Annotated in this window: 22 protein-coding genes; 12 read left to right on the forward strand and 10 right to left on the reverse strand. The window is 71.1% G+C overall.

Annotated features, from left to right (window positions below; all coding sequences use genetic code 11):
• Positions 1 to 486 precede the first annotated feature (486 nt).
• The 8 genes from cas3 (at position 487) to cas2e (ending at position 9,914) form a co-directional block, all read left to right on the forward strand.
• Positions 487 to 3,381, forward strand: coding sequence for a CRISPR-associated helicase Cas3' (gene cas3 / locus ACLQ2N_RS27150; protein WP_425816822.1), 2,895 nt, complete (start codon positions 487 to 489; stop codon positions 3,379 to 3,381).
• Entirely contained in the window at positions 3,374 to 5,095 is a 1,722-nt protein-coding gene (casA, locus tag ACLQ2N_RS27155) for a type I-E CRISPR-associated protein Cse1/CasA (RefSeq protein ID WP_425816824.1), read from the forward strand. Before cas3 ends, casA begins: the two co-directional genes overlap by 8 nt.
• Entirely contained in the window at positions 5,092 to 5,790 is a 699-nt protein-coding gene (gene casB, locus ACLQ2N_RS27160; protein WP_425816826.1) for a type I-E CRISPR-associated protein Cse2/CasB, read from the forward strand. The genes casA and casB overlap by 4 nt, the downstream gene beginning before the upstream one ends.
• A gap of 91 nt (positions 5,791 to 5,881) precedes the next feature.
• On the forward strand, positions 5,882 to 7,099 hold the full coding sequence (cas7e, locus tag ACLQ2N_RS27165) for a type I-E CRISPR-associated protein Cas7/Cse4/CasC (RefSeq protein WP_425816828.1): 1,218 nt from the start codon (positions 5,882 to 5,884) through the stop codon (positions 7,097 to 7,099).
• Positions 7,096 to 7,824, forward strand: coding sequence for a type I-E CRISPR-associated protein Cas5/CasD (gene cas5e / locus ACLQ2N_RS27170; RefSeq protein ID WP_425816830.1), 729 nt, complete (start codon positions 7,096 to 7,098; stop codon positions 7,822 to 7,824). Before cas7e ends, cas5e begins: the two co-directional genes overlap by 4 nt.
• Positions 7,824 to 8,594 carry a type I-E CRISPR-associated protein Cas6/Cse3/CasE gene (gene cas6e, locus ACLQ2N_RS27175; protein ID WP_425816832.1) on the forward strand — a complete coding sequence of 257 codons (771 nt, stop codon included), beginning with the start codon at positions 7,824 to 7,826 and terminating at the stop codon, positions 8,592 to 8,594. The genes cas5e and cas6e overlap by 1 nt, the downstream gene beginning before the upstream one ends.
• A gap of 4 nt (positions 8,595 to 8,598) precedes the next feature.
• A complete protein-coding gene (cas1e, locus tag ACLQ2N_RS27180) occupies positions 8,599 to 9,558 on the forward strand; it encodes a type I-E CRISPR-associated endonuclease Cas1e (protein WP_425816834.1) in 960 nt (319 codons plus the stop codon).
• The gene (gene cas2e / locus ACLQ2N_RS27185; RefSeq protein WP_425816836.1) at positions 9,555 to 9,914 is read left to right on the forward strand and encodes a type I-E CRISPR-associated endoribonuclease Cas2e; all 360 of its coding nucleotides are present in this window, start codon (positions 9,555 to 9,557) and stop codon (positions 9,912 to 9,914) included. Before cas1e ends, cas2e begins: the two co-directional genes overlap by 4 nt.
• Before the next feature lie 223 nt (positions 9,915 to 10,137).
• Here cas2e and ACLQ2N_RS27190 read toward each other — a convergent pair whose 3' ends face one another.
• Positions 10,138 to 10,818, reverse strand: coding sequence for an alpha/beta hydrolase (locus tag ACLQ2N_RS27190; protein ID WP_425817117.1), 681 nt, complete (start codon positions 10,816 to 10,818; stop codon positions 10,138 to 10,140).
• A 223-nt stretch (positions 10,819 to 11,041) separates the two neighbouring features.
• Between ACLQ2N_RS27190 and ACLQ2N_RS27195 the strand changes: the two genes are divergently transcribed.
• A complete protein-coding gene (locus ACLQ2N_RS27195; RefSeq protein ID WP_425816838.1) occupies positions 11,042 to 12,196 on the forward strand; it encodes an adenosine deaminase in 1,155 nt (384 codons plus the stop codon).
• Between the two features lie 135 nt (positions 12,197 to 12,331).
• On the forward strand, positions 12,332 to 12,646 hold the full coding sequence (locus tag ACLQ2N_RS27200; protein WP_425816840.1) for a hypothetical protein: 315 nt from the start codon (positions 12,332 to 12,334) through the stop codon (positions 12,644 to 12,646).
• Between the two features lie 73 nt (positions 12,647 to 12,719).
• Here the strand turns inward: ACLQ2N_RS27200 and ACLQ2N_RS27205 are convergent, their stop codons facing one another.
• From ACLQ2N_RS27205 to afsQ1, 5 genes are all read right to left on the reverse strand, one after another.
• Positions 12,720 to 12,923, reverse strand: coding sequence for a PspC domain-containing protein (locus ACLQ2N_RS27205; protein ID WP_425816842.1), 204 nt, complete (start codon positions 12,921 to 12,923; stop codon positions 12,720 to 12,722).
• Between the two features lie 90 nt (positions 12,924 to 13,013).
• Positions 13,014 to 13,574, reverse strand: a complete 561-nt coding sequence (locus ACLQ2N_RS27210; RefSeq protein ID WP_425816844.1) for a VanZ family protein — start codon at positions 13,572 to 13,574, stop codon at positions 13,014 to 13,016.
• Between the two features lie 80 nt (positions 13,575 to 13,654).
• Positions 13,655 to 14,266 carry a hypothetical protein gene (locus ACLQ2N_RS27215; RefSeq protein WP_425816846.1) on the reverse strand — a complete coding sequence of 204 codons (612 nt, stop codon included), beginning with the start codon at positions 14,264 to 14,266 and terminating at the stop codon, positions 13,655 to 13,657.
• Positions 14,263 to 15,804 (reverse strand): ATP-binding protein, encoded by a 1,542-nt coding sequence (locus ACLQ2N_RS27220; RefSeq protein WP_425816848.1) that lies wholly within the window; start codon positions 15,802 to 15,804, stop codon positions 14,263 to 14,265. Before ACLQ2N_RS27220 ends, ACLQ2N_RS27215 begins: the two co-directional genes overlap by 4 nt.
• Positions 15,801 to 16,478 carry a two-component system response regulator AfsQ1 gene (gene afsQ1, locus ACLQ2N_RS27225; protein ID WP_026171255.1) on the reverse strand — a complete coding sequence of 226 codons (678 nt, stop codon included), beginning with the start codon at positions 16,476 to 16,478 and terminating at the stop codon, positions 15,801 to 15,803. The genes ACLQ2N_RS27220 and afsQ1 overlap by 4 nt, the downstream gene beginning before the upstream one ends.
• A gap of 213 nt (positions 16,479 to 16,691) precedes the next feature.
• On the opposite strand from afsQ1, the gene ACLQ2N_RS27230 reads away from it, so the two are divergent.
• The gene (locus ACLQ2N_RS27230; RefSeq protein ID WP_425816850.1) at positions 16,692 to 17,435 is read left to right on the forward strand and encodes a SigE family RNA polymerase sigma factor; all 744 of its coding nucleotides are present in this window, start codon (positions 16,692 to 16,694) and stop codon (positions 17,433 to 17,435) included.
• Between the two features lie 245 nt (positions 17,436 to 17,680).
• Here ACLQ2N_RS27230 and ACLQ2N_RS27235 read toward each other — a convergent pair whose 3' ends face one another.
• Positions 17,681 to 18,274: an ATP-binding protein gene (locus ACLQ2N_RS27235; protein ID WP_425817119.1), complete on the reverse strand. Its 594-nt coding sequence runs from the start codon at positions 18,272 to 18,274 to the stop codon at positions 17,681 to 17,683.
• A gap of 177 nt (positions 18,275 to 18,451) precedes the next feature.
• Here ACLQ2N_RS27235 and ACLQ2N_RS27240 point away from each other — a divergent pair, with 177 nt between their 5' ends.
• A complete protein-coding gene (locus tag ACLQ2N_RS27240) occupies positions 18,452 to 18,880 on the forward strand; it encodes a hypothetical protein (protein WP_425816852.1) in 429 nt (142 codons plus the stop codon).
• A 64-nt stretch (positions 18,881 to 18,944) separates the two neighbouring features.
• Here the strand turns inward: ACLQ2N_RS27240 and ACLQ2N_RS27245 are convergent, their stop codons facing one another.
• From ACLQ2N_RS27245 to deoC, 3 genes are read right to left on the reverse strand one after another with little or no spacing between them, the layout of a single operon-like run.
• A complete protein-coding gene (locus tag ACLQ2N_RS27245; protein WP_425816854.1) occupies positions 18,945 to 19,847 on the reverse strand; it encodes an aldehyde dehydrogenase family protein in 903 nt (300 codons plus the stop codon).
• A complete protein-coding gene (locus ACLQ2N_RS27250) occupies positions 19,837 to 21,276 on the reverse strand; it encodes an aldehyde dehydrogenase family protein (RefSeq protein WP_425816856.1) in 1,440 nt (479 codons plus the stop codon). Before ACLQ2N_RS27250 ends, ACLQ2N_RS27245 begins: the two co-directional genes overlap by 11 nt.
• A gap of 5 nt (positions 21,277 to 21,281) precedes the next feature.
• Complete coding sequence (deoC, locus tag ACLQ2N_RS27255) at positions 21,282 to 22,229, reverse strand: deoxyribose-phosphate aldolase (protein ID WP_425816858.1); 948 nt, start codon at positions 22,227 to 22,229, stop codon at positions 21,282 to 21,284.
• Positions 22,230 to 22,345: the final 116 nt, after the last annotated feature.

Here is a 22,345-nt window from a genome sequence, read left to right on the forward strand (position 1 = left end):
GTGCGGGGAGCAGAGCAGCATCAGCGGGGCGATGGCGTAGAGGGTGGGACCATCCCCGCGCGTGCGGGGAGCAGTCCTGCGCGTACGCCCAGATGTCCCGGATGATGGGACCATCCCCGCGCGTGCGGGGAGCAGCCCAAGTCGGAAGACGACCTCGCCGTCGAACTGGGACCATCCCCGCGCGTGCGGGGAGCAGAGGCAGCGGTCGGGGCCGTAGCGGGTGACGGTGGGACCATCCCCGCGCGTGCGGGGAGCAGACTGTGCGACCTGCGACTTTACTCGGCCGGAGTGCGGTTTCTGACCACTTTCGCGGATTCCGGCATAACGGCCCTCGTCTCGCATTTCTTCACCAAGTCGCACAAGGTGCCGGGGCATTTTATGTGCGGCCCAACTCTGCTGTGGCGTCTTCTCTTCAACTACCCCGGAATCTCTGCAACTTTCATCGTATGAACATCTCGTCTCACCCTCCTCGTGTATTCATGCTTCATGACCACTGCAAGGCGCCCCGGCCTCCGCGCCAGGCTCACCGCCCCCGCCCGCACCGTGTGGGCCAAGCACGACCGGGGCACCGACGGGTGGTTGCCGTTGTGGCGGCACATGGAGGACAGCGCGGCGGTCGCCGGGTTGCTCTGGGACACGTGGTTGCCCCGCAACATCCGGGCGCTCATCAGCTCGGCACTCCCCGAAGGGGAGCGTGACGGGCGGCGGATCGCCGTCTGGCTAGCCGGGGTCCACGACATCGGCAAGGCCACGCCCGCCTTCGCCTGCCAGGTCGATCAGCTCGCCGACCGCATGCGGGACGCCGGGCTGGAGATGCGCTCCGCCAAGGCCCTCGGCCCGGACCGCAGGATCGCCCCGCACGGACTCGCAGGCCAGGCGCTGCTCGGGGAGTGGCTGCGGGAGCGGCACGGGTGGACGGTCAAGCAGGCCGGGCAGTTCACGGTCGTCGTCGGCGGGCACCACGGCGTACCGCCCGAGCACGGGCAGATCGCCGCGCTGCAGAGGCATGGGCACCTCCTACGCAGCCCAGGCCCGAGCCGCGAGACCTGGCAGCGCGTACAGGGTGAACTGCTCGACGCGTGTGCGGAGGAGTACCGCGTACGGGACCGGCTCGACGCGTGGCGGGACGTGCGGCTGCCGCAGACCGCGCAGGTGCTGCTCACCTCCCTCGTGATCGTCGCCGACTGGATCGCCAGCAACGCCGATCTCTTCCCGTACTTCCCGCAGGACGCCGCCCGCAGCGGTGAGGAGCGAGTCGCTGCCGCCTGGCGTGGGCTCGACCTTCCCGCGCCCTGGGCCCCCGAAGAGCCCACAGAGGACGCCCAACAGCTCATCGCCACCCGCTTCGGCCTGCCCGACGGGGCGAAGGCCCGGCCGGTGCAGGAGGCCGCCGTCGAGCTGGCCCGTTCCATGGGCGGGCCGGGATTGATGGTGATCGAGGCGCCCATGGGCGAGGGCAAGACCGAGGCCGCGCTCGCCGTCGCCGAGACCTTCGCCGCTCTCTCCGGTGCCGGGGGCGTCTTCTTCGCCCTTCCCACCATGGCCACCGGCAACGCGATGTTCCCCCGCCTGCTGGACTGGATCGACCGGCTCCCCTCGACGAAGGACGCTCAGCACTCCGTACTCCTCGCCCACTCCAAGGCCGCGCTGAACGAGCGCTTCGCCGACCTCGTGCGCGACAGCGCCCAGCAGATCGTCGCCGTCGATCTCGACGCTCCGCGGAATCCGCGCATCGCTTCCGGGGAACTCGTCGCGCACGCCTGGCTGCGGGGACGCAAGAAGGCCATGCTGTCGTCCTTCGTCGCCGGAACCATCGACCAGCTCCTCTTCGCCGGCCTCAAGAGCCGTCACTTGGCGATGCGTCATCTCGCTGTGGCGGGGAAGGTCGTCGTCATCGACGAGGCGCACGCGTACGACACGTACATGAGCGTCTACCTGGACCGCGTGCTGGCCTGGCTCGGTGCGTACGGGGTGCCCGTAGTGGTCCTCTCCGCCACTCTTCCCGCCCGTCGGCGGCGTGAACTCGTCGAGGCGTACGCGGGAGCGGCCGGCGCGCCGGAGGCGTTCGCAGCCGTCGCCGACGCCACCGCCTACCCGGTGCTGACCGCCGTGAGGCACGGCGCCTCGCCGGTCATGCGCACCCCCGGCGTCTCCGGTCGTGGCACGGACGTCGTGCTCGAACCGTTCGACGACGACATGGATGTCCTCACCGAGCGTCTCGCTGACGAGTTGGAGGGCGGCGGCTGCGCGCTCGTCGTACGCAACACCGTCAAGCGAGTGCTGGAGACCGCGAAGGCGCTCAGGGCCAGGTTCGGCGACGGCAACGTGACGGTCGCGCACTCCTGCTTCGTCGATGTCGACCGGGCCGCCAAGGACGCGGATCTCCTCACAAGGTTCGGACCCCCCGGCACGGCACAGGGCCGTCCGTCCGGTCCACACATCGTCGTGGCCAGTCAGGTGGCGGAGCAGTCCCTCGACGTCGACTTCGACCTGCTCGTCACGGACCTCTGCCCGGTCGACCTCCTGCTCCAGCGCATGGGCCGTCTGCACCGGCACCAACGCGGCGCGGACCAGCAGGACCGTCCCGAGCGGCTTCGGCGTGCCCGTTGTCTGGTCACGGGCGCCGACTGGGATGCCGAGGTGCCCGTGCCCGTACGAGGGTCGGTCGCCGTGTATGGGGCGTACGCGCTCCTGCGGTCCGCCGCGGCCCTTCTGCCGTACTTCGGGCAGGGGGAGGCCCGTCCCGTACGGCTGCCCGACGACATCAGCCCTCTGATCCAGGCCGCGTACGCGGACGACGCCGAGGAGCCCGCCGGCTGGGCGGACGCCTTGGCCGATGCGCGTGAACGCCACGACGGTCACCGCGCCGACCAGGCCGAGCGCGCGTCCGTGTTCCGGCTGGGGGAGGTGGGCGCGGCCGGCAAGCCGCTCTTCGGTTGGGTCGCTGCGGGAGTGGGTGACACGGACGACACCCCTGCCGGGCGTGCACAGGTCCGCGACAGCCGGGAGAACCTGGAGGTCGTCGTGGTGCGGCGGAGGGACGACGGGACGCTGACGACGCTTCCGTGGCTCGCTCCCGACCGGCACGGCAACGCGCTGGGCGGGCTGGACCTCCCCCTGGACCAGGTGCCGACCCGGCGGGCGGCGAGGGCGGCGGCGAGTTGCGGGCTGAGGCTGCCGATGCAGTTCTCGTACGCCGACGTCATGGAGCGAGCCATCGCCGAGTTGGAGGAACTGTACGTGCCCGCCTGGCAGGTGAAGGACAGCCACTGGCTCTCCGGACAGCTGATCCTCGCGCTCGACGAGCATTGTCAGACCCACCTGGCAGGCTTTTCCCTGAGCTACAGCGAGAGCGACGGCCTTGAGGTGACCCGTGACTGAGACAGATGAAAACGCGGCCCGAGCGCTGTCGTTCGACCTCACATCGGAGCCATGGATTCCGGTTCTGCGTCTGAACGGCGAACACGACGAGATGTCGCTGCGGCAGGTGTTCGACGAGGCGCGCGAGCTGCGACGCATCGTCGGCGACCTGCCCACCCAGGAGTTCGCACTCGTGCGCCTTCTGCTCGCCTTCGCCCACGACGCCCTCGACGGACCCCGGGACACCGAGCACTGGGCGGAGCTGTGGGCCGACGACGACTGCTTCGCGCCGCTCGGGGACTACCTCGACGAGCATCGCGACCGCTTCGACCTCCTGCACGCCCGTACGCCGTTCTTCCAGGTGGCCGGGCTGCGCACGGAGAAGGGCGAGGTGGCGTCGCTCAACCGCATCGTGGCCGACGTGCCCAACGGGGACCCCTTCTTCAGCTCGCGTATGCCGGGCGTCGACCGGTTGACGTACGCGGAGGCCGCCCGCTGGCTCGTGCACGCGCACGCGTACGACACGTCCGGCATCAAGAGCGGTGTCGTGGGTGACGACCGGGCCAAGAAGGGCAAGGTCTACCCGCTCGGGGTCGGCTGGGCGGGCAACCTGGGCGGTGTCTTCGCCGAGGGGAGCACGCTGCGGGAGACGCTCCTGCTCAACATGGTGGCGCCCGCGGACACGGTCGGCCTCAGCGACTGGGACGCCGGAGAGGACCTCCCCGCCTGGCGACGCCAGGCATGCGGGCCGGGCGCGGAGCCCGTACGCCGTCCCACCGGCGTCCGCGACCTCTACACCTGGCAGACCCGGCGCGTCCTGCTGCATGCGGACGGCGACGGCGTCCACGGTGTGGTCCTCGGCTACGGAGACCCGCTCACCGCCCGCAACAAACACGGCTGCGAGCCGATGACCGCCTGGCGGCGCAGTAAGACGCAGGAGAAGAAGCACGGCGAAGCGACCGCCTACATGCCCCGCGAGCACGACCCGGCCCGTTCGGCATGGCGGGGGCTCGCGTCCCTGATCGCCAACAGGGGTGCGCCCGCACAGGGTGCGGAAGCCGCCGACTACCTCCCGCCCAGGCTCTTCGAGTGGATCGCGCAGCTGGTGACGAGTGGTGAGCTGGACGAGAGCTACCTGGTCAGGGCGCGGATCGTCGCCGCCCAGTACGGGACGCAGCAGTCGGTGATCGACGAGGTCGTCGACGACCACGTGTCCATGGCGGTCGTCCTGCTCCACGAGCGCAGGAGCGAGTACGCGGAGCAGGCGATCAGCGCCGTCACGGACGCCGAGGAGGCCGTCACCGCACTCGGAGACCTCGCGACGAACCTCGCCCGCGCCGCCGGCACCGAAAGCGACGGCCCCCGGGCCACGGCACGCGCCGCGGGGTTCCACGTGCTGGGTGCCCACTACCGGACCTGGCTCGCAGCTCTGGACGGCAGCGCGGATCCGTACGCGGCACGGGCCGAATGGCAGAGACAGGTGCACGAGATCGTGTCCCGGCTGGGCAAGGGCCTCATCGACCGGGTCGGTGAACCCGCCTGGCAGGGCGTACTCATCACGGTCAAGTCCCGTACGGAATGGCTGAACGCCGGCCTCGCCGAGAACTGGTTCCGCCACCGCATCGACACCTGTCTGGGCCACCCCCGGGTATCCGAACGACCGACGGACACGGGCGGTGGGAAAGACGCCGCCACGCCCGCCGCTGCCGCGCTTGCCACCAAGGAACACGTATGACGACGATCACCAGCACCGCTCTGCCGACTCCCCGCAAGAGGATCGAAGACCTCGCCGCGACACGCATCGCCGCGTACCAACGCGGATATCTGGCGGACGAGCCGAGCGCCGTCGCAGCTCTCGCACGGCTGCGCAGAGGTGCCGGGCAGAAACCGGAGCGCCTGCCCGACCTGTGGCATCTCGTCGACACATCACCCCTACACGTCCCCGCCGACAACGTCCGCGAGCTGAGCGAGCCCGAACTCGAGCGCGCTGAGAATGCCCTCCACACGGCCCTCACGCTCTGGGCACTGCACCAGCAGTCCCGCCGCGACGCGGGCATGCACGAACGGGACGGCCGCGGGAAGCCACGCGGGGTCGGTGCCGCCGTGCGCCGCATGATGAAGCCGGACGAGATCGACGACTCGCTGCGCAAACGGCTGGTCAGGGCCGGTACGGCGCCCGACCTGGTCGTCCTCGCCCAGCGTCTGCGGGACATCGTGCTGCTGCTGCGCCGCGAGCAGTTCCCCCTCGACTACGCGCTGCTCACCGGGCAGCTCTACACGTGGCAGTGGCCGGACGGCCCCGACCGGGTGCGCAGGGAGTGGGGACGGTCCTTCCACGCCTGGCAGGGAGAGAAACCGAGCGATGGCCGGCAGCCGGGGCAGCCGGGGCAGCCGGGGCAGCCGGGCGGCGACGTGTCGGCGGACGCATGACAAGAAGCTGCCCTCAAGCAACCCCGGAGCCAATGGTGTTCCGCCGAACGCGGCAGCACCCACACACCAGCCAGTACGACAAGGACGCCTCGTGAACCGTTTCTACCTCGATGTGCACGCGCTGCAGACCGTTCCACCGAGCAATGTGAACCGTGATGACACCGGTTCCCCGAAGTCGTCGGTATACGGGGGAGTGCCCCGCGCCCGGGTCTCCAGCCAGGCGTGGAAGAAGGCCACCCGGGACTACTTCGCGGCCGAGAACCTCCTCGATCCGAGTGAGTTGGGCGTGCGGACCAAGAAGGTCGTCGAAGTGCTGGCCGACCGCATCCACGACCACGACGAGACCATCGCCGGGCCCGAAGCCATGGAGTTGGCGGCCGAGGTCATCGCGGCCACGGGGTTGAAGATCGAGGTGCCCAAGCGCAAGAGCTCCGCGAAGAAGTCGGCCGCAGAGGGCGAAGCGGAGGAAGAGACGCAGGAGGCGGCACCCCAGGCCAAGTACCTGGTCTTCCTCAGCGCCCGGCAGCTCGACGGGCTGGCCCGGTTCGCCGTCGAGGGCGCTGCCGACATCGCGAAGTTCCTGAAGGACAAGGACAACAAGGCCCGGGTGAAGCAGATCGCGGACACCCGGCACTCGGTCGACATCGCGCTGTTCGGACGCATGGTCGCGGATTCCGCCGACTTCAACGTGGACGCGGCGGTGCAGGTCGCCCACGCCATCAGCGTCCACCGAGTGGACAACGAGTCCGACTACTACACGGCCGTCGACGACCACAACAAGGACTCCGAGCCGGGGGCCGGAATGATCGGCACCGTCGACTTCAACTCCGCGACGCTCTACCGCTACGCGGCTCTCGGCGTCCATCAGCTGGCGGCCAACCTGGGGGAGGGGCTGCGGGACGACGAGTCCAAGGTCGCTCCGGTGCGCCGGGCCGCCGAGGCGTTCGTCCAGGGCTTCGTCGAGTCCCTGCCGACCGGGAAGATCAACACCTTCGGCCATCACACGCTGCCCGACGCCGTCGTCGTCAAGCTCCGCACCACGCGTCCCATCAGCTTCGTCGCGGCGTTCGAGGAGCCGGTACGAGGAGACCTCGGCGGCCACATGTCCGAGGCGTGCGCACGCCTCGCGGAGTACATCCCGGACGTCGAGCGGGCGTACGGCGACGAGGGGTCCACCCTCACGTGGGTGCTCCGCGTCGGCCCGAACACCCGGAAGCTCGCCGAGATCGGCACGGAGTCCTCGAATCTCGGCGAACTCGTCGCCTCGGTGGGGCAGGCTGTCGCCGAACGCCTGGAGAAGCCGGAATGAGCGTGCTGACCATGAGGCTGGCGGGCCCGTTGCAGTCCTGGGGTTCGTCCGCCCGCTTCACTCGTCGCACCACGGAATCGGCGCCCACGAAGAGCGGAGTGATAGGTCTCCTTGCGGCGGCGGCAGGCATCGAGAGAGGCGACGACGAGGCGCTGGCCGCTCTGGCCGGCCTGAGGTTCGGCGTGCGGATCGACCAACCGGGAAGCCGGGTAAGGGACTTCCAGACCGCGCACCACGGGGTCACCGGCGCCTCCATGCCGCTGTCCGAACGCTTCTACCTGGCCGACGCGGTGTTCGTGGCGGCAGTGGCAGGCGAGACCGGCCTGCTCACCCACCTGCACACGTCCTTGCGGGCTCCGGCGTATCCGCCGTTCCTAGGCCGCCGCTCCTGCCCGCCCGCACAGCCGGTGGAGCTGGGGGTACGCGACGGGGACTCGCTTCACCAGGCGCTTGCGGACGAGCCCTGGCAGGCGTCCGCTTGGTACCGCCGTCGGCACAGGGCCGAGGCCGCCGTGACCCTGACCGTGCTCCGCGAGGCCGACGAGCAGGAGGGCGACGCGGACTACCAGCGCGACCAACCGCTCAGCTTCTCCGCCGAGCAACGACGGCATGCCTTGCGCACGGTGGTCAGCAGGACGGTGACCGTCCCCAACCCGGACGCCGCGCCCCGACAGGCCGTACGGCCCCGGCACGAGCCGTTCGACGCCCTGGAGGAGAGCGTCTGATGTTCCTGACCCGCTTCCGCATGAACACCGCCCGCACGGGCGCACGCCGTCTGCTCTCCTCCCCGCAGGTGCTGCACGCGGCCGTCATGGCGTCGTTTCCCGGACTCCTGCCCACAAAGGCGGCTGTCGCCGACGACGGCCCCCGGGTGCTGTGGCGCCTCGACCAGAACGCACGGGCCGAGGTCCTGCTGTACGTGGTCAGCCCCGACAGGCCCGATCTGACCCACCTGGTGGAGCAGGCGGGCTGGCCTGCGGTCGCCGACGCGCAGTCCCCGGGCTGGCAGACCCGGCCGTACGCTCCGTTCCTCGACCGCCTGGCCAAGGGACAGAAGTGGGCGTTCCGGTTGACCGCCAACCCTGTCCACGACATACGGCGGAAGCCGGACGAGCCCCGTAAGCGCACCGCCCACCTCACCCCTGTTCACCAGATGGGGTGGCTCCTCGACCGCCAGGAGCGCTGCGGTTTCCATGTCGTCGAAAAGCCGCAGAGCGAACGTCTGCTGCCGGCCGGGACCACGCGCCGTGGTCACGACCACCACGGCGACCGATACCGGTTGACGGTCGGCGACCGTCGCGGGCTCGCCTTCGACAAGGGACGAGGTGAGGGGAAGCGGGCCGGACGCGTCAGCATCGTGACGGTGACATTCGACGGTCACCTGGAAGTGACGGACCCGGCCGTGTTCCGGCGGGCCCTCATGCAGGGCATCGGCAAGGCGAAGGCATACGGCTGCGGCCTCCTGACGCTGGCGCCGCTCACCGGAACGGAATGATCCGATGGCCACGGTCTCCCAGCGTGCCGCCCTCACCCCTCGCCACCTCACCCGTACCGGCGAACGGCTGTCCTTCATCTACCTGGAGCGCTGCGTGGTGCACCGGGACGCCAACGCGATCACCGCTGAGGACGCGGAGGGTACGACGCACATTCCTTCCGCGACGATCGGCACCCTGCTCCTGGGGCCCGGCACCCGGATCACCCACCAGGCGATGAGCGTCCTGGGCGAGACCGGAGCGGCTGTGGCCTGGGTCGGGGAGCAGGGCGTGCGGTACTACGCGGGCGGGCGGGCGCTGACCCGCTCGTCCGCGCTCGCCGAGGCGCAGGCGGTCCAGTGGGCCAATCCCCGGAGCCGTCTGTCCGTGGCCCGTGCGATGTACCGGCTGCGCTTTCCCGACGAGGATCCCAACGGGCTCACCCGTAAGGGGCTCCTCGGCCGGGAGGGCCGCCGGGTCAAGGACTGCTACCGGGCCGAAGCGGCCCGGACGGGTATCCGCTGGAGGGGCCGCACGTACGTCCCCGGCGACTTCACAGCCGGCGACGCGGTCAACCAGGCGATCACCGCCGCGGCCCAGTGCATGTACGGAGTGGCCCACGCGGTCGTCTCCTCCCTCTGCTGCAGCCCGGCCCTGGGCTTCGTCCACTCCGGCCACGAACTCTCATTCGTCCTGGACATAGCCGACCTGTACAAGACGGAGCTCGGCATCCCGCTCGCCTTCGACGTGGCAGCGGAGAGCGAGGAGGACGTGGCATCCCGGACCCGGCGGGCCCTGCGCGACCGCATCAACGAGACCTCGCTGCTGGACCGGTGCGTGGACGACATCAAGGGCCTGCTGGGCGCGGCCGCCCCCACCGTCGAACGGGACGTGGTCACCCTTCAGAGCGACGGCGGCGAGGAGGTCGCCGCCGGCCGGAACTACGGCGGGTCGGACACCCACGAGGCCGAGGAGATGCTCTGGTGACAGTGATCGTGCTCACCAACTGCCCGGTCGGCCTCCGGGGCTTCCTCACACGCTGGCTGCTGGAGATCTCGGCGGGCGTCTTCATCGGCAACCCGTCGGCGAGGATCCGCGACGTGCTCTGGGCGGAGGTCCAGGAGTACGCGAACCAGGGCCGCGCCCTGCTGGTCCACACCGCCGACAGCGAACAGGGCTTCACTTTCCGCACCCACGACCACAAGTGGCACCCGACCGACCACGAGGGCCTGACCCTGATCCACCGCCCGAACGAAGCAGCGCCCAAGCTCCCGAAGCCCTCCGAGGGCCCGAAGGCAGGCTGGAGCAGGGCGGCGAAGAGGCGTCGGTTCGGTCGGGGATGAGCAGTCTGCTCCCCGCGCGTGCGGGGATGGTCCCGCCCTGTACCAGGACGGAGAGGGCGTCCGGATCTGCTCCCCGCGCGTGCGGGGATGGTCCCACCCGTCCCGCCGGGGCCGCGCTGCGGGTGGCCTGCTCCCCGCGTGCGGGGAGCAGGTCCTTCGGTGGGCGTGCCGCAGCCTGCCCCCGGCCGGCGCCGCAAGGACACCGCCCCCCCCGGGGCCGGTCTCACCCCACCACCAACGACTCCCCGAACCCCACCGCCAACGGCATCCGCAGTCCCAGCGGCGGCGGGGCCGCCAGCGCGTCCGTCACCGGGCGGGCGTACGCGTGGCCGAACAGCGTGCCGCGGACGAAGTCGGCGGCCAGGGCGGCGACCTCCGACCGGTGTTGGCGCAGCGCGTGGCCGTCCGAGTGGACCTCGAAGCGGCAGGTGTCGCGGTTGGCCTTCTTGGCGCGTTCGGCGAGGCGGAAGGAGAGGTCCGGGGCGCAGCGGGTGTCGTTGGTGCCGTGGACCAGCAGGACCGGGCGGCCGACCAGGTGTTTGACCGGTTCGGGGGCGGCGGACGGGTCGCCGGGGAGCCAGGGGGCCATGGCCAGGACCGCGCCGACCGCGGGGTGTCCGCCCGCGCGGAGCGCCGCCCTGGCGCCCATGCCGTGGCCGGCCAGGCAGAGGGGGACGTCGCCGTAGCGGCGTACGGCCTCGTCCACCGCCCATTCGGCGTCCGCCGCGAGGTGGGCGTCGTCCTCGTTCCAGCCGCGGCAGCGGTAACGCACCACATGGGCGGTGAGGCCGTCGGCGCGGCCCGCGTGGGCCAGGGCGCGGGCCAGCGGGAGCAGTCGGGCGTGGGAGAGGGAGGAGGGGCGGCGGTGCGAGTGGGGCTCGCCGTCCGGGAGCAGCAGGACCACGCCGCCGACCGTTGATGCTCCGGCCGCCGCTCCGACGGCCCGTCCCAGCCGTGCCGCCGGCTGGGGGAGTGCGCGCTGTGCCATGGCGTACACAGTGTCAGACGGGCGTGCGTGCGCCACCCCTGTTCGCGGGGTCTGTTACGCAGCGGGGCGCGGGAGGGTTCGACCGTACCGTTATGCGACGACAAGCCCGCTCTACGCGCGTAGGCGCTACAGTGCCTGGATGATGAGCCCGACCCTTCACGTGCCCGGCCCGGACCAGATCCGGCGCGCCCCCAAGGTCCTTCTGCACGACCACCTCGACGGCGGTCTGCGCCCCGGAACGATCGTCGATCTGGCGGCGGCGACCGGCTACGACGCGCTTCCCGAGACCGAGCCCGACAAACTCGGCATCTGGTTCCGGGAGGCCGCGGATTCCGGTTCGCTGGAGCGGTATCTGGAGACGTTCGCGCACACCTGCGCGGTCATGCAGACCCGTGACGCGCTGGTCCGGGTCGCCGCCGAGTGCGCCGAGGACCTGGCCGCCGACGGCGTCGTCTACGCCGAGGTGCGGTACGCCCCCGAGCAGCACCTGGAGGCCGGGCTGACCCTCGAAGAGGTGGTCGAGGCCGTCAACGAAGGCTTCCGCGAGGGCGAGCGGCGGGCCCGGCAGGACGGCAACCGCATCCGCGTCGGTGCCCTGCTCACCGCCATGCGGCACGCCGCGCGCTCGCTGGAGATCGCCGAACTCGCCAACCGCTACCGGGACCAGGGCGTCGTCGGCTTCGACATCGCGGGCGCCGAGGCCGGGTTCCCGCCCACCCGGCACCTGGACGCGTTCGAGTACCTCAAGCGCGAGAACAACCACTTCACGATCCACGCGGGCGAGGCGTTCGGGCTGCCGTCCATCTGGCAGGCCATCCAGTGGTGCGGCGCCGACCGGCTCGGGCACGGCGTCCGCATCATCGACGACATCGAGGTCGCCGATGACGGCTCCGTGAAGCTGGGCCGGCTCGCCTCCTACGTACGGGACAAGCGCATCCCGCTGGAGATGTGCCCGACGTCCAACCTCCAGACCGGTGCCGCGTCCTCGTACGCGGAGCACCCCATCGGGCTGCTCCGCAAGCTGCACTTCCGGGCCACCGTCAACACGGACAACCGGCTGATGAGCGGCACCAGCATGAGCCAGGAATTCGAGAAGCTGACCGAGGCTTTCGGATACACGCTCGACGACATGCAATGGTTCACCGTCAACGGAATGAAGTCGGCGTTCATTCCTTTCGATGAACGTCTGGCGATGATCAATGACGTCATCAAGCCCGGATATGCCGAGCTGAAGTCCGAATGGCTTTTCGAGCAGACCGCTGCGACCAGCGTGTCTTCCTCGTTGGCCGGCTGACGGAGGCATACGGGGAAGCGGCCGGGGAAAGGTTTTCCCGGCCGTTTTCCGTGGCGGTGGATGTTTGCGGACCGGGGCTGCGGCTGACTACGTTGCATAGCCGCTCACATCCCCTTCCCCAAGGATGAATGTCATATGAAGCAGTCTGCCGCCAGGACTCTCGGCGTCGCCGCTCTCGGTGCCGCTTTCGCCGCTGCCGCCGCAGGAACAGCGTCCGCCTCCGCGCTGCCGCTGGAGACCGCGACCAGCATCCTGCCCGTCGCCGGTGCCGTGGCCGACGCCACCTCGACGCTGCCGGTCCAGGACACCGCCGACCAGCTCCTCGGCACCAGCCAGACCAAGGTCCTCGGCGACGCCGCCACCCCCGTCAAGGGCCTCCTCGGCGGCATGCCGGCCGGCGGTGTGACCACCAGCGGCCTGTCCGCCAACGGTCTGCCGCTCGGCCGCTGAGCCGAAGCCGGAACACGCCTGTGGGCGGGCACCCCGACCGGGTGCCCGCCCACAGGCGTGTGCACGGGGACGGCTACCAGGCCGCCGAGGACGACGGCCTCTCCTGCGGCAGCAGCAGCCACAGCGCCAGGTAGAGGAGGAACTGCGGGCCCGGCAGCAGGCACGAGACCAGGAAGATGATGCGCATGGTCCTCGCCGACGTGCCGAAACGCCGCGCCAGCGCTGCGCACACTCCGCCGATCACGCGTCCGTCACGGGGGCGGGCAAGTGCGGCCATGGTGGGCTCCTTCGCGAACCGTTGCGGGGAGCAGTCCGTTGTGCTCCCGATGCCTCCATCGTCGCGCGGCGAACCGGACGAAGCGTCGCTCTACGGGGCCATCCCGACCCCGGAAATCGTCGGGGTCGAACCCTGAGGCGCCTCGTGCCCGCTCCGCGACGCCATCCGCGACACCAGCCGCGGCTCCGGTCCGCCGCGCCGTCGCAGGCGCGCCCGGCACGCGGGAACCACCAGGGCGTGGGCGAGGGCGACGCCCGCCGTGTTCAGGAACAGCGAATCCACGTCCACCACCTGGCCGGGCACCCCGGTCTGCCCCAGCTCGATCGCCAGCGAGATCAGCGAGCCGGCCGCGACCGTACGGGCCAGCGAGAGCCACGGGGACACGTACAGCCGGCCCCCGGCCATCGGGAGCAGCACGCCCAGCGGCGCCAGCAGCAGAAGCCCGCCGCCGATCCGGCGGAACGCGGTGGCGGGGCCGAGCGACAGATCGGCCCTGATGCCGGCGAACGGCGAGAGGTTGGGGGCGTCCATCCACGGCACGTCCAGCGGACGCAGGGTGAGCCACCCGACGAGCAGCAGATGCGCGAGGAGGAGCGACACCCCGGCCGCGCGGAAGCGGATGACGGCCCGGCCGTCCGTACCTTGACGCACGAAGCCCTAGACGCGGGCGGCGGCAGGATCGGTTCCGCAGTGCCGGGGGAGACCTGCCTCACGACGGGCCGCCGGGGCTCCTACGGCACCCCCACCGTGCTCGGCACCGCCTTCGGACTGGCCTTCGTCTCCGCCGTGCACAGGTAGCCCCGGGCCGGGTAGTCGCCCGGGCCGCCCAGCGTCACCGTGTCTCCGGGCGCCAGGGACTCGCTGTCCGCGAAGGTGCAGACGACCTGGGCCAGGGCCTCGGCCGACAGGTCCTCCGGCTGCTCGTTGAGCCGCAGCGCGTCCTTCGCGTCGCCCGGGCGCGGGCCGAAGACGCGGAGCGTCCTGGGCACGGCGGTGGAGAAACCCGCCTGCCGCTCGTCCGCCGCGGGCTGCCTGCGCAGCTCGTCCAGCAGTTCCGTGGCGACCGCCGGCCGGTCCGACCCGGCCCCTTGCACCCGCACCGCCCGGTCCACCGTCACCAGCTGCGAGGCGCAGACCAGATACACCTGCACGGGGATCCCGCTCCGGGCCTGGGCCGCGGCGTCCTCGGCGGGCATCGCGCACGGCACCCGGGACGGGGCGGCGCCCGCGTCCACCGGCACCGACGTCGTACGGATGCCGCAGCCCGCCGCCAGTACGGCACAGAGTGCGGCACCTGCCAGGGCGGGGGCGGTTCGGTGTCCCCGGCGTTCGCTGCGCCTCACGTCGCGTCGTCCTCCTGGTGGTCCGGTATCGGTGCGTCGTGATCCCCGGCGGTACGGCTCGCCGCCCCGGGGTCGCGTGGCAGGCGCAGCACGAAGATCGCGCCGTCCCCGTCGGGGGAGTTGCGGGCGGTGATGTCGCCGTTGTGGATGTGCGCGTTCTCCATGGCGATGGAGAGGCCGAGCCCGCTGCCGTCCGAACGCGGCCTGGAGGCGCTCGCCTTGTAGAACCGGTCGAAGACGTGCGGCAGGACGTCCTCGGGGATGCCGGGGCCGTGGTCCCGGACCTCGATCACCAGCTCCTCGCCCTCGATCCGCACCGTGACCCGTACCGGCGAACCGCCGTGCTTGAGCGCGTTGCCGATCAGGTTCGCCAGGATCACGTCGAGCCGGCGCGGGTCGAGGCGGACCATCATGCCGCGCTCGGCGTCCAGGTCGACCGCGTCCAGCCAGGCGCGGGCGTCGATGCAGGCGGTCACCTGGTCGGCGACGTCCACGTCGTCCAGGACCAGGCGGGCGGTGCCCGCGTCGAAGCGGGTCACCTCCATCAGGTTCTCCACCAGGCTGTTCAGCCGGCGGGTCTCGCTGACCACCAGGTTCACCGCGGGGGCGATCATCGGGTCCAGGCTGTCGGCCTCGTCCTCCAGCACCTCCGTGACCGCGGTGAGCGCCGTCAGCGGCGTACGCAGCTCGTGCGACATGTCGGCGACGAAGCGGCGGCTGGCCTCCTCGCGGGCGCTCATGTCCGCGACCTTCTTCTCCAGCGAGCTGGCGGTCCGGTTGAACGTGCGCGACAGGTCGGCCAGTTCATCGGTGCCGGACACCACGAGCCGGGTGTCGAGCTTGCCCTCGCCGAGCTTGCGGGCCGCGTCCCCGAGCCGCTGCACCGGCCGCAGTACGGTCGTCGCCGCCGCCTGCGCGAGCAGCGCCGAGCCGACCAGGGCGAGCGCCGTGGCGATCCCCAGCGACCAGGCGAGCGAGCTGAGGTCCTGCCGCTCCTGGTCGAGCGACTTCAGCATGTAGCCGGTCGGCCCGCCGCCGATGATCTTCGTACCGGCGACGAGATACGGCGTGCCGCGTATCGAGGTGCGCTGCCAGAACAGGTGGTACTCGTATGTGTTGCCCGCCTTGACCGGCTGCTTGCGGTCCACCTGCTCCTGCAACGAGAGCGGTACGTTGTCGCGGGTGAAGGTGTCCAGGTCGCTGTTGCCGACGATGGGCTTGCCCGGATCGCGTTCGTCGATCAGGAGGACGCTGTAGCCGGGGCTGCTGCTCGCCATCTGCACGGCGGCCGTCTGCAGGTCCTCCTTGGTGGGGCGCAGCGGCAGCGAGGCCGCCCGGGACTGCATCTCCTGGCGGAAGTCCCCGAGCGCCGCGTCCTGCGTACGCGTCAGCACGGCCTCGCGGTTCAGCCAGTACGCGATGCCGGAGGCCGAAACGGCGGCGGTCAGCGCGACGAGGCCGAAGACGATGACGAGCCGCAGTCGCAGGCTGGTCCAGCGGAGCCCGGCGCGCAGGCCCCGCCGCACAGCCGTGCTCACTGCGGCGAGTCCAGCCGGTAACCCACGCCCCGCACCGTACGGATCAGGGTCGGCGACGACGGCACGTCCTCCACCTTGGCGCGCAGCCGCTGGACACAGGCGTCCACCAGGCGGGAGTCGCCCAGGTAGTCGTGCTCCCAGACCAGGCGCAGGAGCTGCTGGCGGGACAGGGCCTGGCCGGGCCGGCGGCTCAGTTCGAGCAGGAGGCGCAGCTCGGTCGGCGTGAGCTGGAGGTCCTCGCCGTTCTTGGTGACGGTCATGGCGGAGCGGTCGATCACCACGTTCCCGAACGTCGCGGAGTCGGTCGACTCCCGTTCGCCGCGGCGCAGCACCGCACGGATGCGGGCGTCGAGCACCCGGCCCTGCACGGGCTTGACCACGTAGTCGTCGGCGCCGGACTCCAGACCCACCACGACGTCGATGTCGTCGCTGCGGGCGGTCAGCAGGATGATCGGCAGCTGATCGGTGCGGCGGATGCGCCGGCACACCTCGAAGCCGTCGATCCCGGGCAGCATCACATCCAGCACGACCAGGTCGGGGCGCTGCTCGCGCAGCAGGTTGAGGCCGTCCTCTCCCGTCGCCGCGGTGGCCACACGGTGGCCCTGGCGTGACAGCGAGAGTTCGAGGGCCGTGCGGATGGCGTCGTCGTCCTCGATCAGCAACAGGAAAGGCACTGGGTCATTCTGACCCATGGGGCGCCCCAGTTCGACAGTTGGTCCCTCCCGATGCGTGCCCCATACGTCCCCTCATGCATCCGGAAGTGCGGATTCGTGCCACCGCCGGGCCCTGTGACAGCCCTGTGACAGTCGGCGGACAGCGCCATGAAACTGCCCCGGCAAGCTCGTTGGCACAAGGAACGGACGGACTCCACCGATGGGGGGCGCGAGATGAACGCAACTCACAGCAGCAACGCAAGCGCAGTTGTCACGCGTCTCCACGATGTCGGGCGGAACACCGAGAAGTCCGGCGCCGCGGTGAACGGACGGGGGTGCGTTCGAGGCGCCGGGCGTCAGCACACGTCCTTCATGACGGTGGTTGACGCGGGTAACGGGGGAAGCGCGTACGGGGAGGGCTCGGGGGAGCGGATGGCACCGGAGCGGACCGGGGACGCCGAAGCGGCGTTCACGGCCTACGTCCGGGAACGCCGCGCCTCCCTGTACGCCACCGCCTACCACCTGACCGGTGACCGGTTCGAGGCCGAGGACCTGCTCCAGAGCGCCCTCTTCTCGACGTACCGGGCCTGGGACCGCATCAGCGACAAGGCCGCTGTCGGCGGTTATCTGCGCCGCACGATGACCAATCTGCACATCAGTGCCTGGCGCAGGCGCAAGCTGAACGAATACCCGACCGAGGAGCTGCCGGAGACGGCGGGCGACACGGACGCGATGCGCGGTACGGAGCTGCGCGCCGTTCTCTGGCAGGCGCTGGCGCGCCTCCCCGAGCTGCAGCGCACGATGCTCGTCCTGCGGTACTACGAGGGCCGTACGGACCCCGAGATCGCATCCATCCTCGACATCAGTGTCGGCACGGTGAAGTCGAGCATCTGGCGGTCGCTCCGCCGGCTGCGCGAGGACGAGGACCTGAGCTTCGGCCGTGACGAGGAGGAGTCCTTCGGCGAGCTGGTGGCCTGAAGGCTGGGGGGAACGGGGGCGCTGCCGCGTCGGGGGACGCGGTGGTGTTGTTACGGGGGGAGACAACGGGGGCCCGGGGGATACGGGGGTATCTCGGGGGACAACGGGGATACGGGGAAGCTGCGGGGTCGGACGGGCCGGGGGGTCCTGTCCGGCCCCGCGGCGTTTTCATTTCAAGCCCCTCCGGCGATTGAGGAGCGGGGGCTCGGGGGCGGAGCCCTCGAAACCGAAACCGGCGGAGGGGCTTACCGGGTCGCCGGCAAACGGCACCGCCCCGCCGCCGCGGCGGCCAGGCGGCCCAGCGCCTCCGGCTTGGCGCAGGCGTGCGCGCCCAGCGCCACGTGGCGGGCCACGATGCGGCGCTCCGTACGCATCAGGCGCCAGCCGCGCCGCAGCAGGAACGGGACCGACTTGCGGCCCTCGCGCAGGTCGCGCAGGAGGCGGCGGCGGAAGGTCGTCGAGGGGCGGCCGCGCAGGCAGAGGGCGTCGGCCAGCAGGCCCAGCGACTGGCAGCGGTCGATGATGTCCGCCGCGAAGATGCCCTCGGCCACGAAGAGCGGGGTGCGCCCGATGTGCAGATCCTCGTGGCCGGTGCGGGAGCTGGTGGCGATGTCGTACACCGGGACGTCGGTGCGCCCGGTCCGGCAGAGCTCCGTGATCGCGCCGACCGCGGCCTCGGCGTCCCAGGAGTCCGGGGAGTCCCAGTCGATGTCCGTGCTGCCGGGGACGAGCGGCAGGGTGGGGTCGCCGGCCTCCTTGTAGAAGTCGTCGAGCCGCAGCACCGGAAGGCCGGTGCGGGCGGCGAGGGACGACTTGCCGGAGCCGGAGGGGCCCGTCAACAGGACGACGCGGGTCGAAAGCGCTTGGGAACTCACAGGACACGAGTGTGAGGCATTGACCCGAACAAGGGATCCCCCGGAGGTCCTGTTGGTATCGCGCATCACACCTCAACTACTCTTTGCATTCGGTCGATTACACGACCGATGGTCCGATCGTCCCGATCAGGTGGGAAATCCATGGCACGTCACGCACTTTCCAAGTCCCGGCGCCGCACGCTGCTGCGCGCAGGCCTGACCGTCACCGCGGTGGGTGCCGCGCTCGGCGCGGGGGGTGCGGCGGCCCAGGCGGCCCCGCTGCCCGTCGTCCAGGAGACCGGCACCGACGCCGTCCTCGGGGAGGCCACCGGGGCGGCCGGCGGCGCGGTCACCGGGGCGCTCGGGCAGGCCCTGGGGAACGGCATCGCGCCCGTGACCCATCTCCGGCTCGACCCGCTGGCCGGCACCGGCACGGACCCGCTGGACAACGCGGTGGGCACCCAGGTCGCCGACTTCAAGCCGCTCTCCACCGCACTGGTCACCGACCCGCTGACCAGCGGCGGCGCCCTGAAGGACCTGCCCCTGGCGGGCCCGGTCGTGGACGGGTTCGTGGACGGCCTGCACCGCTGACAACGTGACGGCCCGTTTCCCGGAGACACCTCCGGGAAACGGGCCGTGCCCGTCGCGTGCGCCGTCAGTACGAGGAGCCCGACGCGCCCAGCGCGCCCGTCGGGTGCCAGACGGTCTTGGTCTCCAGAAACGCTGTCAGGCGGTGCGTGCCCGGATCGGCTGTCCAGTCGTCGCCGTCACCGTCCACAGGCTGTGGACGGGATACGCGCTTCAGGTTGTCGGCCGCCGCGATCTCCAGGTCCTTCGCGAGAGCCGCGTCCGCGCCCGTGAGGTCGATGCCGTTCACGTCCTGGTGGGCGGCGAGCGGCGCCGCGATCTCCGCGGTCTTCCCCGACAGGATGTTGACCACACCGCCCGGCAGGTCCGAGGTGGCCAGCACCTCGCCCAGCGACAGCGCGGGCAGCGGGGACTTCGCGGAGGCCACGACGACCACCGTGTTGCCGGCCGCGATCACCGGGGCCACCACCGAGACCAGGCCCAGGAACGACGACTCCTGCGGCGCCAGGACCGCGACCACACCGGTCGGCTCGGGCGTCGACAGGTTGAAGAACGGGCCCGCGACCGGGTTCGCGCCGCCCACGATCTGGGCGATCTTGTCCGTCCAGCCCGCGTACCAGACCCAGCGGTCCACCGCCGCGTCCACGACGGCCGCCGCCTTCGACTTCGACAGGCCCTCCGCCTCGGCCACCTCGCGCACGAACTGCTCCCGGCGGCCCTCCAGCATCTCCGCGACGCGGTAGAGGATCTGGCCGCGGTTGTACGCGGTCGCGCCGGACCAGCCGCCGAACGCCTTGCGGGCGGCCACGACCGCGTCGCGCGCGTCCTTGCGGGACGACTGGGGCGCGTTCGCCAGCCACTTGCCCTTCGAGTCCGTCACCTCGTACACCCGGCCGCTCTCGGAGCGGGGGAACGTGCCCCCGACGTACAGCTTGTAGGTCTTGAAGACGCTCAGACGGTTATCGGACATCGAGGTACGCCTCCAGGCCGTGACGGCCGCCTTCGCGGCCGAAGCCCGACTCCTTGTAACCGCCGAACGGCGAGGTCGGGTCGAACTTGTTGAACGTGTTGGCCCAGACGACGCCCGCCCGGAGCTTGTTCGCCACCGCGAGGATGCGCGAGCCCTTCTCCGTCCAGATGCCGGCCGACAGGCCGTACTGGCTGTTGTTGGCCTTGGCGACGGCCTCGTCCGGCGTGCGGAACGACAGCACGGACAGCACCGGGCCGAAGATCTCGTCGCGGGCGATGGTGTGCGCCTGGGTGACGTTGGTGAAGAGCGTCGGGGCGAACCAGTAACCCGCCGAGGGAAGTTCGCACGGGGCGCTCCAGCGCTCCGCGCCCTCCGCCTCGCCGGTCTCCGTGAGTGCGGTGATCCGGGCCAGCTGCTCGGCGGAGTTGATCGCGCCGATGTCCGTGTTCTTGTCCAGCGGGTCGCCGAGGCGCAGCGTGGACAGGCGGCGCTTCAGGGCGTCCAGCAGTTCGTCCTGGACGGACTCCTGGACCAGGAGACGGGAGCCCGCGCAGCAGACCTGGCCCTGGTTGAAGAAGATGCCGGTGACGATGCCCTCGACGGCCTGGTCGATCGGGGCGTCGTCGAAGACGATGTTGGCGCCCTTGCCGCCCAGCTCCAGCGTGACCTTCTTGTCCGTCCCCGCGACCTGGCGGGCGATGGCCTTGCCGACGGCGGTCGAGCCGGTGAAGGCGACCTTGTCGACGTCCGGGTGCTCCACGAGCGCCTGGCCCGCGTCGCCGTACCCCGTCAGGATGTTGACGACACCCTTGGGCAGGCCGGCCTGGCGGCAGATGTCCGCGAAGAACAGTGCGGACAGCGGCGTCGTCTCGGCGGGCTTCAGGACCACCGTGTTGCCCGTGGCGAGCGCCGGGGCGATCTTCCACGCGAGCATCAGCAGCGGGAAGTTCCACGGGATGACCTGGCCCGCCACGCCCAGCGGACGCGGGTTCGGGCCGTAGCCCGCGTGGTCCAGCTTGTCGGCCCAGCCCGCGTAGTAGAAGAAGTGCGCGGCGACCAGCGGGAGGTCCGCGTCGCGGGTCTCCTTGATCGGCTTGCCGTTGTCCAGGGTCTCCAGGACGGCCAGCTCGCGGGAGCGCTCCTGGATGATCCGGGCGATCCGGAACAGGTACTTGGCGCGCTCGGAGCCGGGCAGCGCCGACCACTTCTCGAACGCGCGGCGGGCCGCCTTCACGGCCCGGTCCACGTCCTCGGCGCCGGCCCGCGCCACCTCGGACAGCACCTCCTCGGAGGACGGGCTGACCGTCTTGAAGACCTTGCCGTCGGCCGCGTCGGTGAACTCACCGTCGATGAACAGGCCGTACGAGGGGGCGATGTCGACGACGGAACGGGACTCCGGCGCCGGTGCGTACTCGAATGCGGATGCCATGGGTATCAGTCCACCGTCACGTAATCGGGGCCGGAGTAACGGCCGGTGCTGAGCTTCTGGCGCTGCATCAGCAGGTCGTTCAGCAGGCTGGAGGCGCCGAAGCGGAACCAGTGGTTGTCCAGCCAGTCCTCGCCCGCCGTCTCGTTGACCAGCACGAGGAACTTGACCGCGTCCTTCGAGGTGCGGATGCCGCCGGCCGGCTTCACGCCGACCTGTACGCCGGTCTGCGCGCGGAAGTCGCGCACCGCCTCCAGCATCAGCAGGGTGTTCGCGGGGGTGGCGTTCACCGCCACCTTGCCGGTCGAGGTCTTGATGAAGTCCGCGCCGGCCAGCATCCCGAGCCAGGAGGCCCGCCGGATGTTGTCGTACGTGGACAGCTCACCGGTCTCGAAGATCACCTTGAGCCGGGCGGACCCGCACTCCGCCTTCACGGCGAGGATCTCCTCGTACACCTTCAGATAGCGGCCGGCCAGGAACGCGCCCCGGTCGATCACCATGTCGATCTCGTCGGCCCCGGCCGCCACCGCGTCCCGGACGTCCGCGAGCTTCACGTCGAGTGCGGCGCGCCCGGCGGGGAAGGCCGTCGCCACGGACGCCACCTTCACGCCGGAGCCGGCCAGGGCGGCGGCCGCGGTGGCCGCCATGTCGGGGTAGACGCAGACCGCGGCGGTGCGCGGCGTCGTGCGGTCGGTGGGGTCGGGGTTGACGGCCTTGGCGGCGAGGGCCCGGACCTTGCCGGGGGTGTCCGCGCCTTCGAGCGTCGTCAGGTCGATCATCGAGATGGCGAGGTCGATCGCGTACGCCTTGGCCGTCGTCTTGATCGACCTGGTCCCGAGGGCGGCGGCGCGCGCTTCGAGGCCGACCGGGTCGACGCCGGGCAGCCCGTGCAGGAAGCGGCGCAGCGCACCGTCGGACGCCGTCGCGTCGGCGAATGCGGGGAGGGTGGTGGGCATGGTCACCACCTGAGCATATCTACGCGCGTAGCGACCTGTACAGGGACCCAGGTCATCGAGGGTGGCCGCCCCCGGCCGCCACCGCGGGCGAAGCCGCCACCGCGCCCCCGCGCCGC

The organism is Streptomyces sp. DT224 (assembly GCF_049844595.1).
Classification (GTDB): Bacteria; Actinomycetota; Actinomycetes; order Streptomycetales; family Streptomycetaceae; genus Streptomyces.

Bases quoted from the DNA above. Each gene is read 5' to 3' on its own strand.
- cas3 (WP_425816822.1), top strand. From the start codon at position 487: ATGACCACTGCAAGGCGCCCCGGCCTCCGCGCCAGGCTCACCGCCCCC.
- casB (WP_425816826.1), top strand. From the start codon at position 5,092: ATGACGACGATCACCAGCACCGCTCTGCCGACTCCCCGCAAGAGGATC.
- cas5e (WP_425816830.1), top strand. From the start codon at position 7,096: ATGAGCGTGCTGACCATGAGGCTGGCGGGCCCGTTGCAGTCCTGGGGT.
- cas6e (WP_425816832.1), top strand. From the start codon at position 7,824: ATGTTCCTGACCCGCTTCCGCATGAACACCGCCCGCACGGGCGCACGC.
- cas1e (WP_425816834.1), top strand. From the start codon at position 8,599: ATGGCCACGGTCTCCCAGCGTGCCGCCCTCACCCCTCGCCACCTCACC.
- ACLQ2N_RS27195 (WP_425816838.1), top strand. From the start codon at position 11,042: ATGATGAGCCCGACCCTTCACGTGCCCGGCCCGGACCAGATCCGGCGC.
- ACLQ2N_RS27200 (WP_425816840.1), top strand. From the start codon at position 12,332: ATGAAGCAGTCTGCCGCCAGGACTCTCGGCGTCGCCGCTCTCGGTGCC.
- ACLQ2N_RS27205 (WP_425816842.1), bottom strand. From the start codon at position 12,923: ATGGCCGCACTTGCCCGCCCCCGTGACGGACGCGTGATCGGCGGAGTG.
- ACLQ2N_RS27230 (WP_425816850.1), top strand. From the start codon at position 16,692: ATGAACGCAACTCACAGCAGCAACGCAAGCGCAGTTGTCACGCGTCTC.
- ACLQ2N_RS27240 (WP_425816852.1), top strand. From the start codon at position 18,452: ATGGCACGTCACGCACTTTCCAAGTCCCGGCGCCGCACGCTGCTGCGC.
- ACLQ2N_RS27245 (WP_425816854.1), bottom strand. From the start codon at position 19,847: ATGTCCGATAACCGTCTGAGCGTCTTCAAGACCTACAAGCTGTACGTC.
- ACLQ2N_RS27250 (WP_425816856.1), bottom strand. From the start codon at position 21,276: ATGGCATCCGCATTCGAGTACGCACCGGCGCCGGAGTCCCGTTCCGTC.
- deoC (WP_425816858.1), bottom strand. From the start codon at position 22,229: ATGCCCACCACCCTCCCCGCATTCGCCGACGCGACGGCGTCCGACGGT.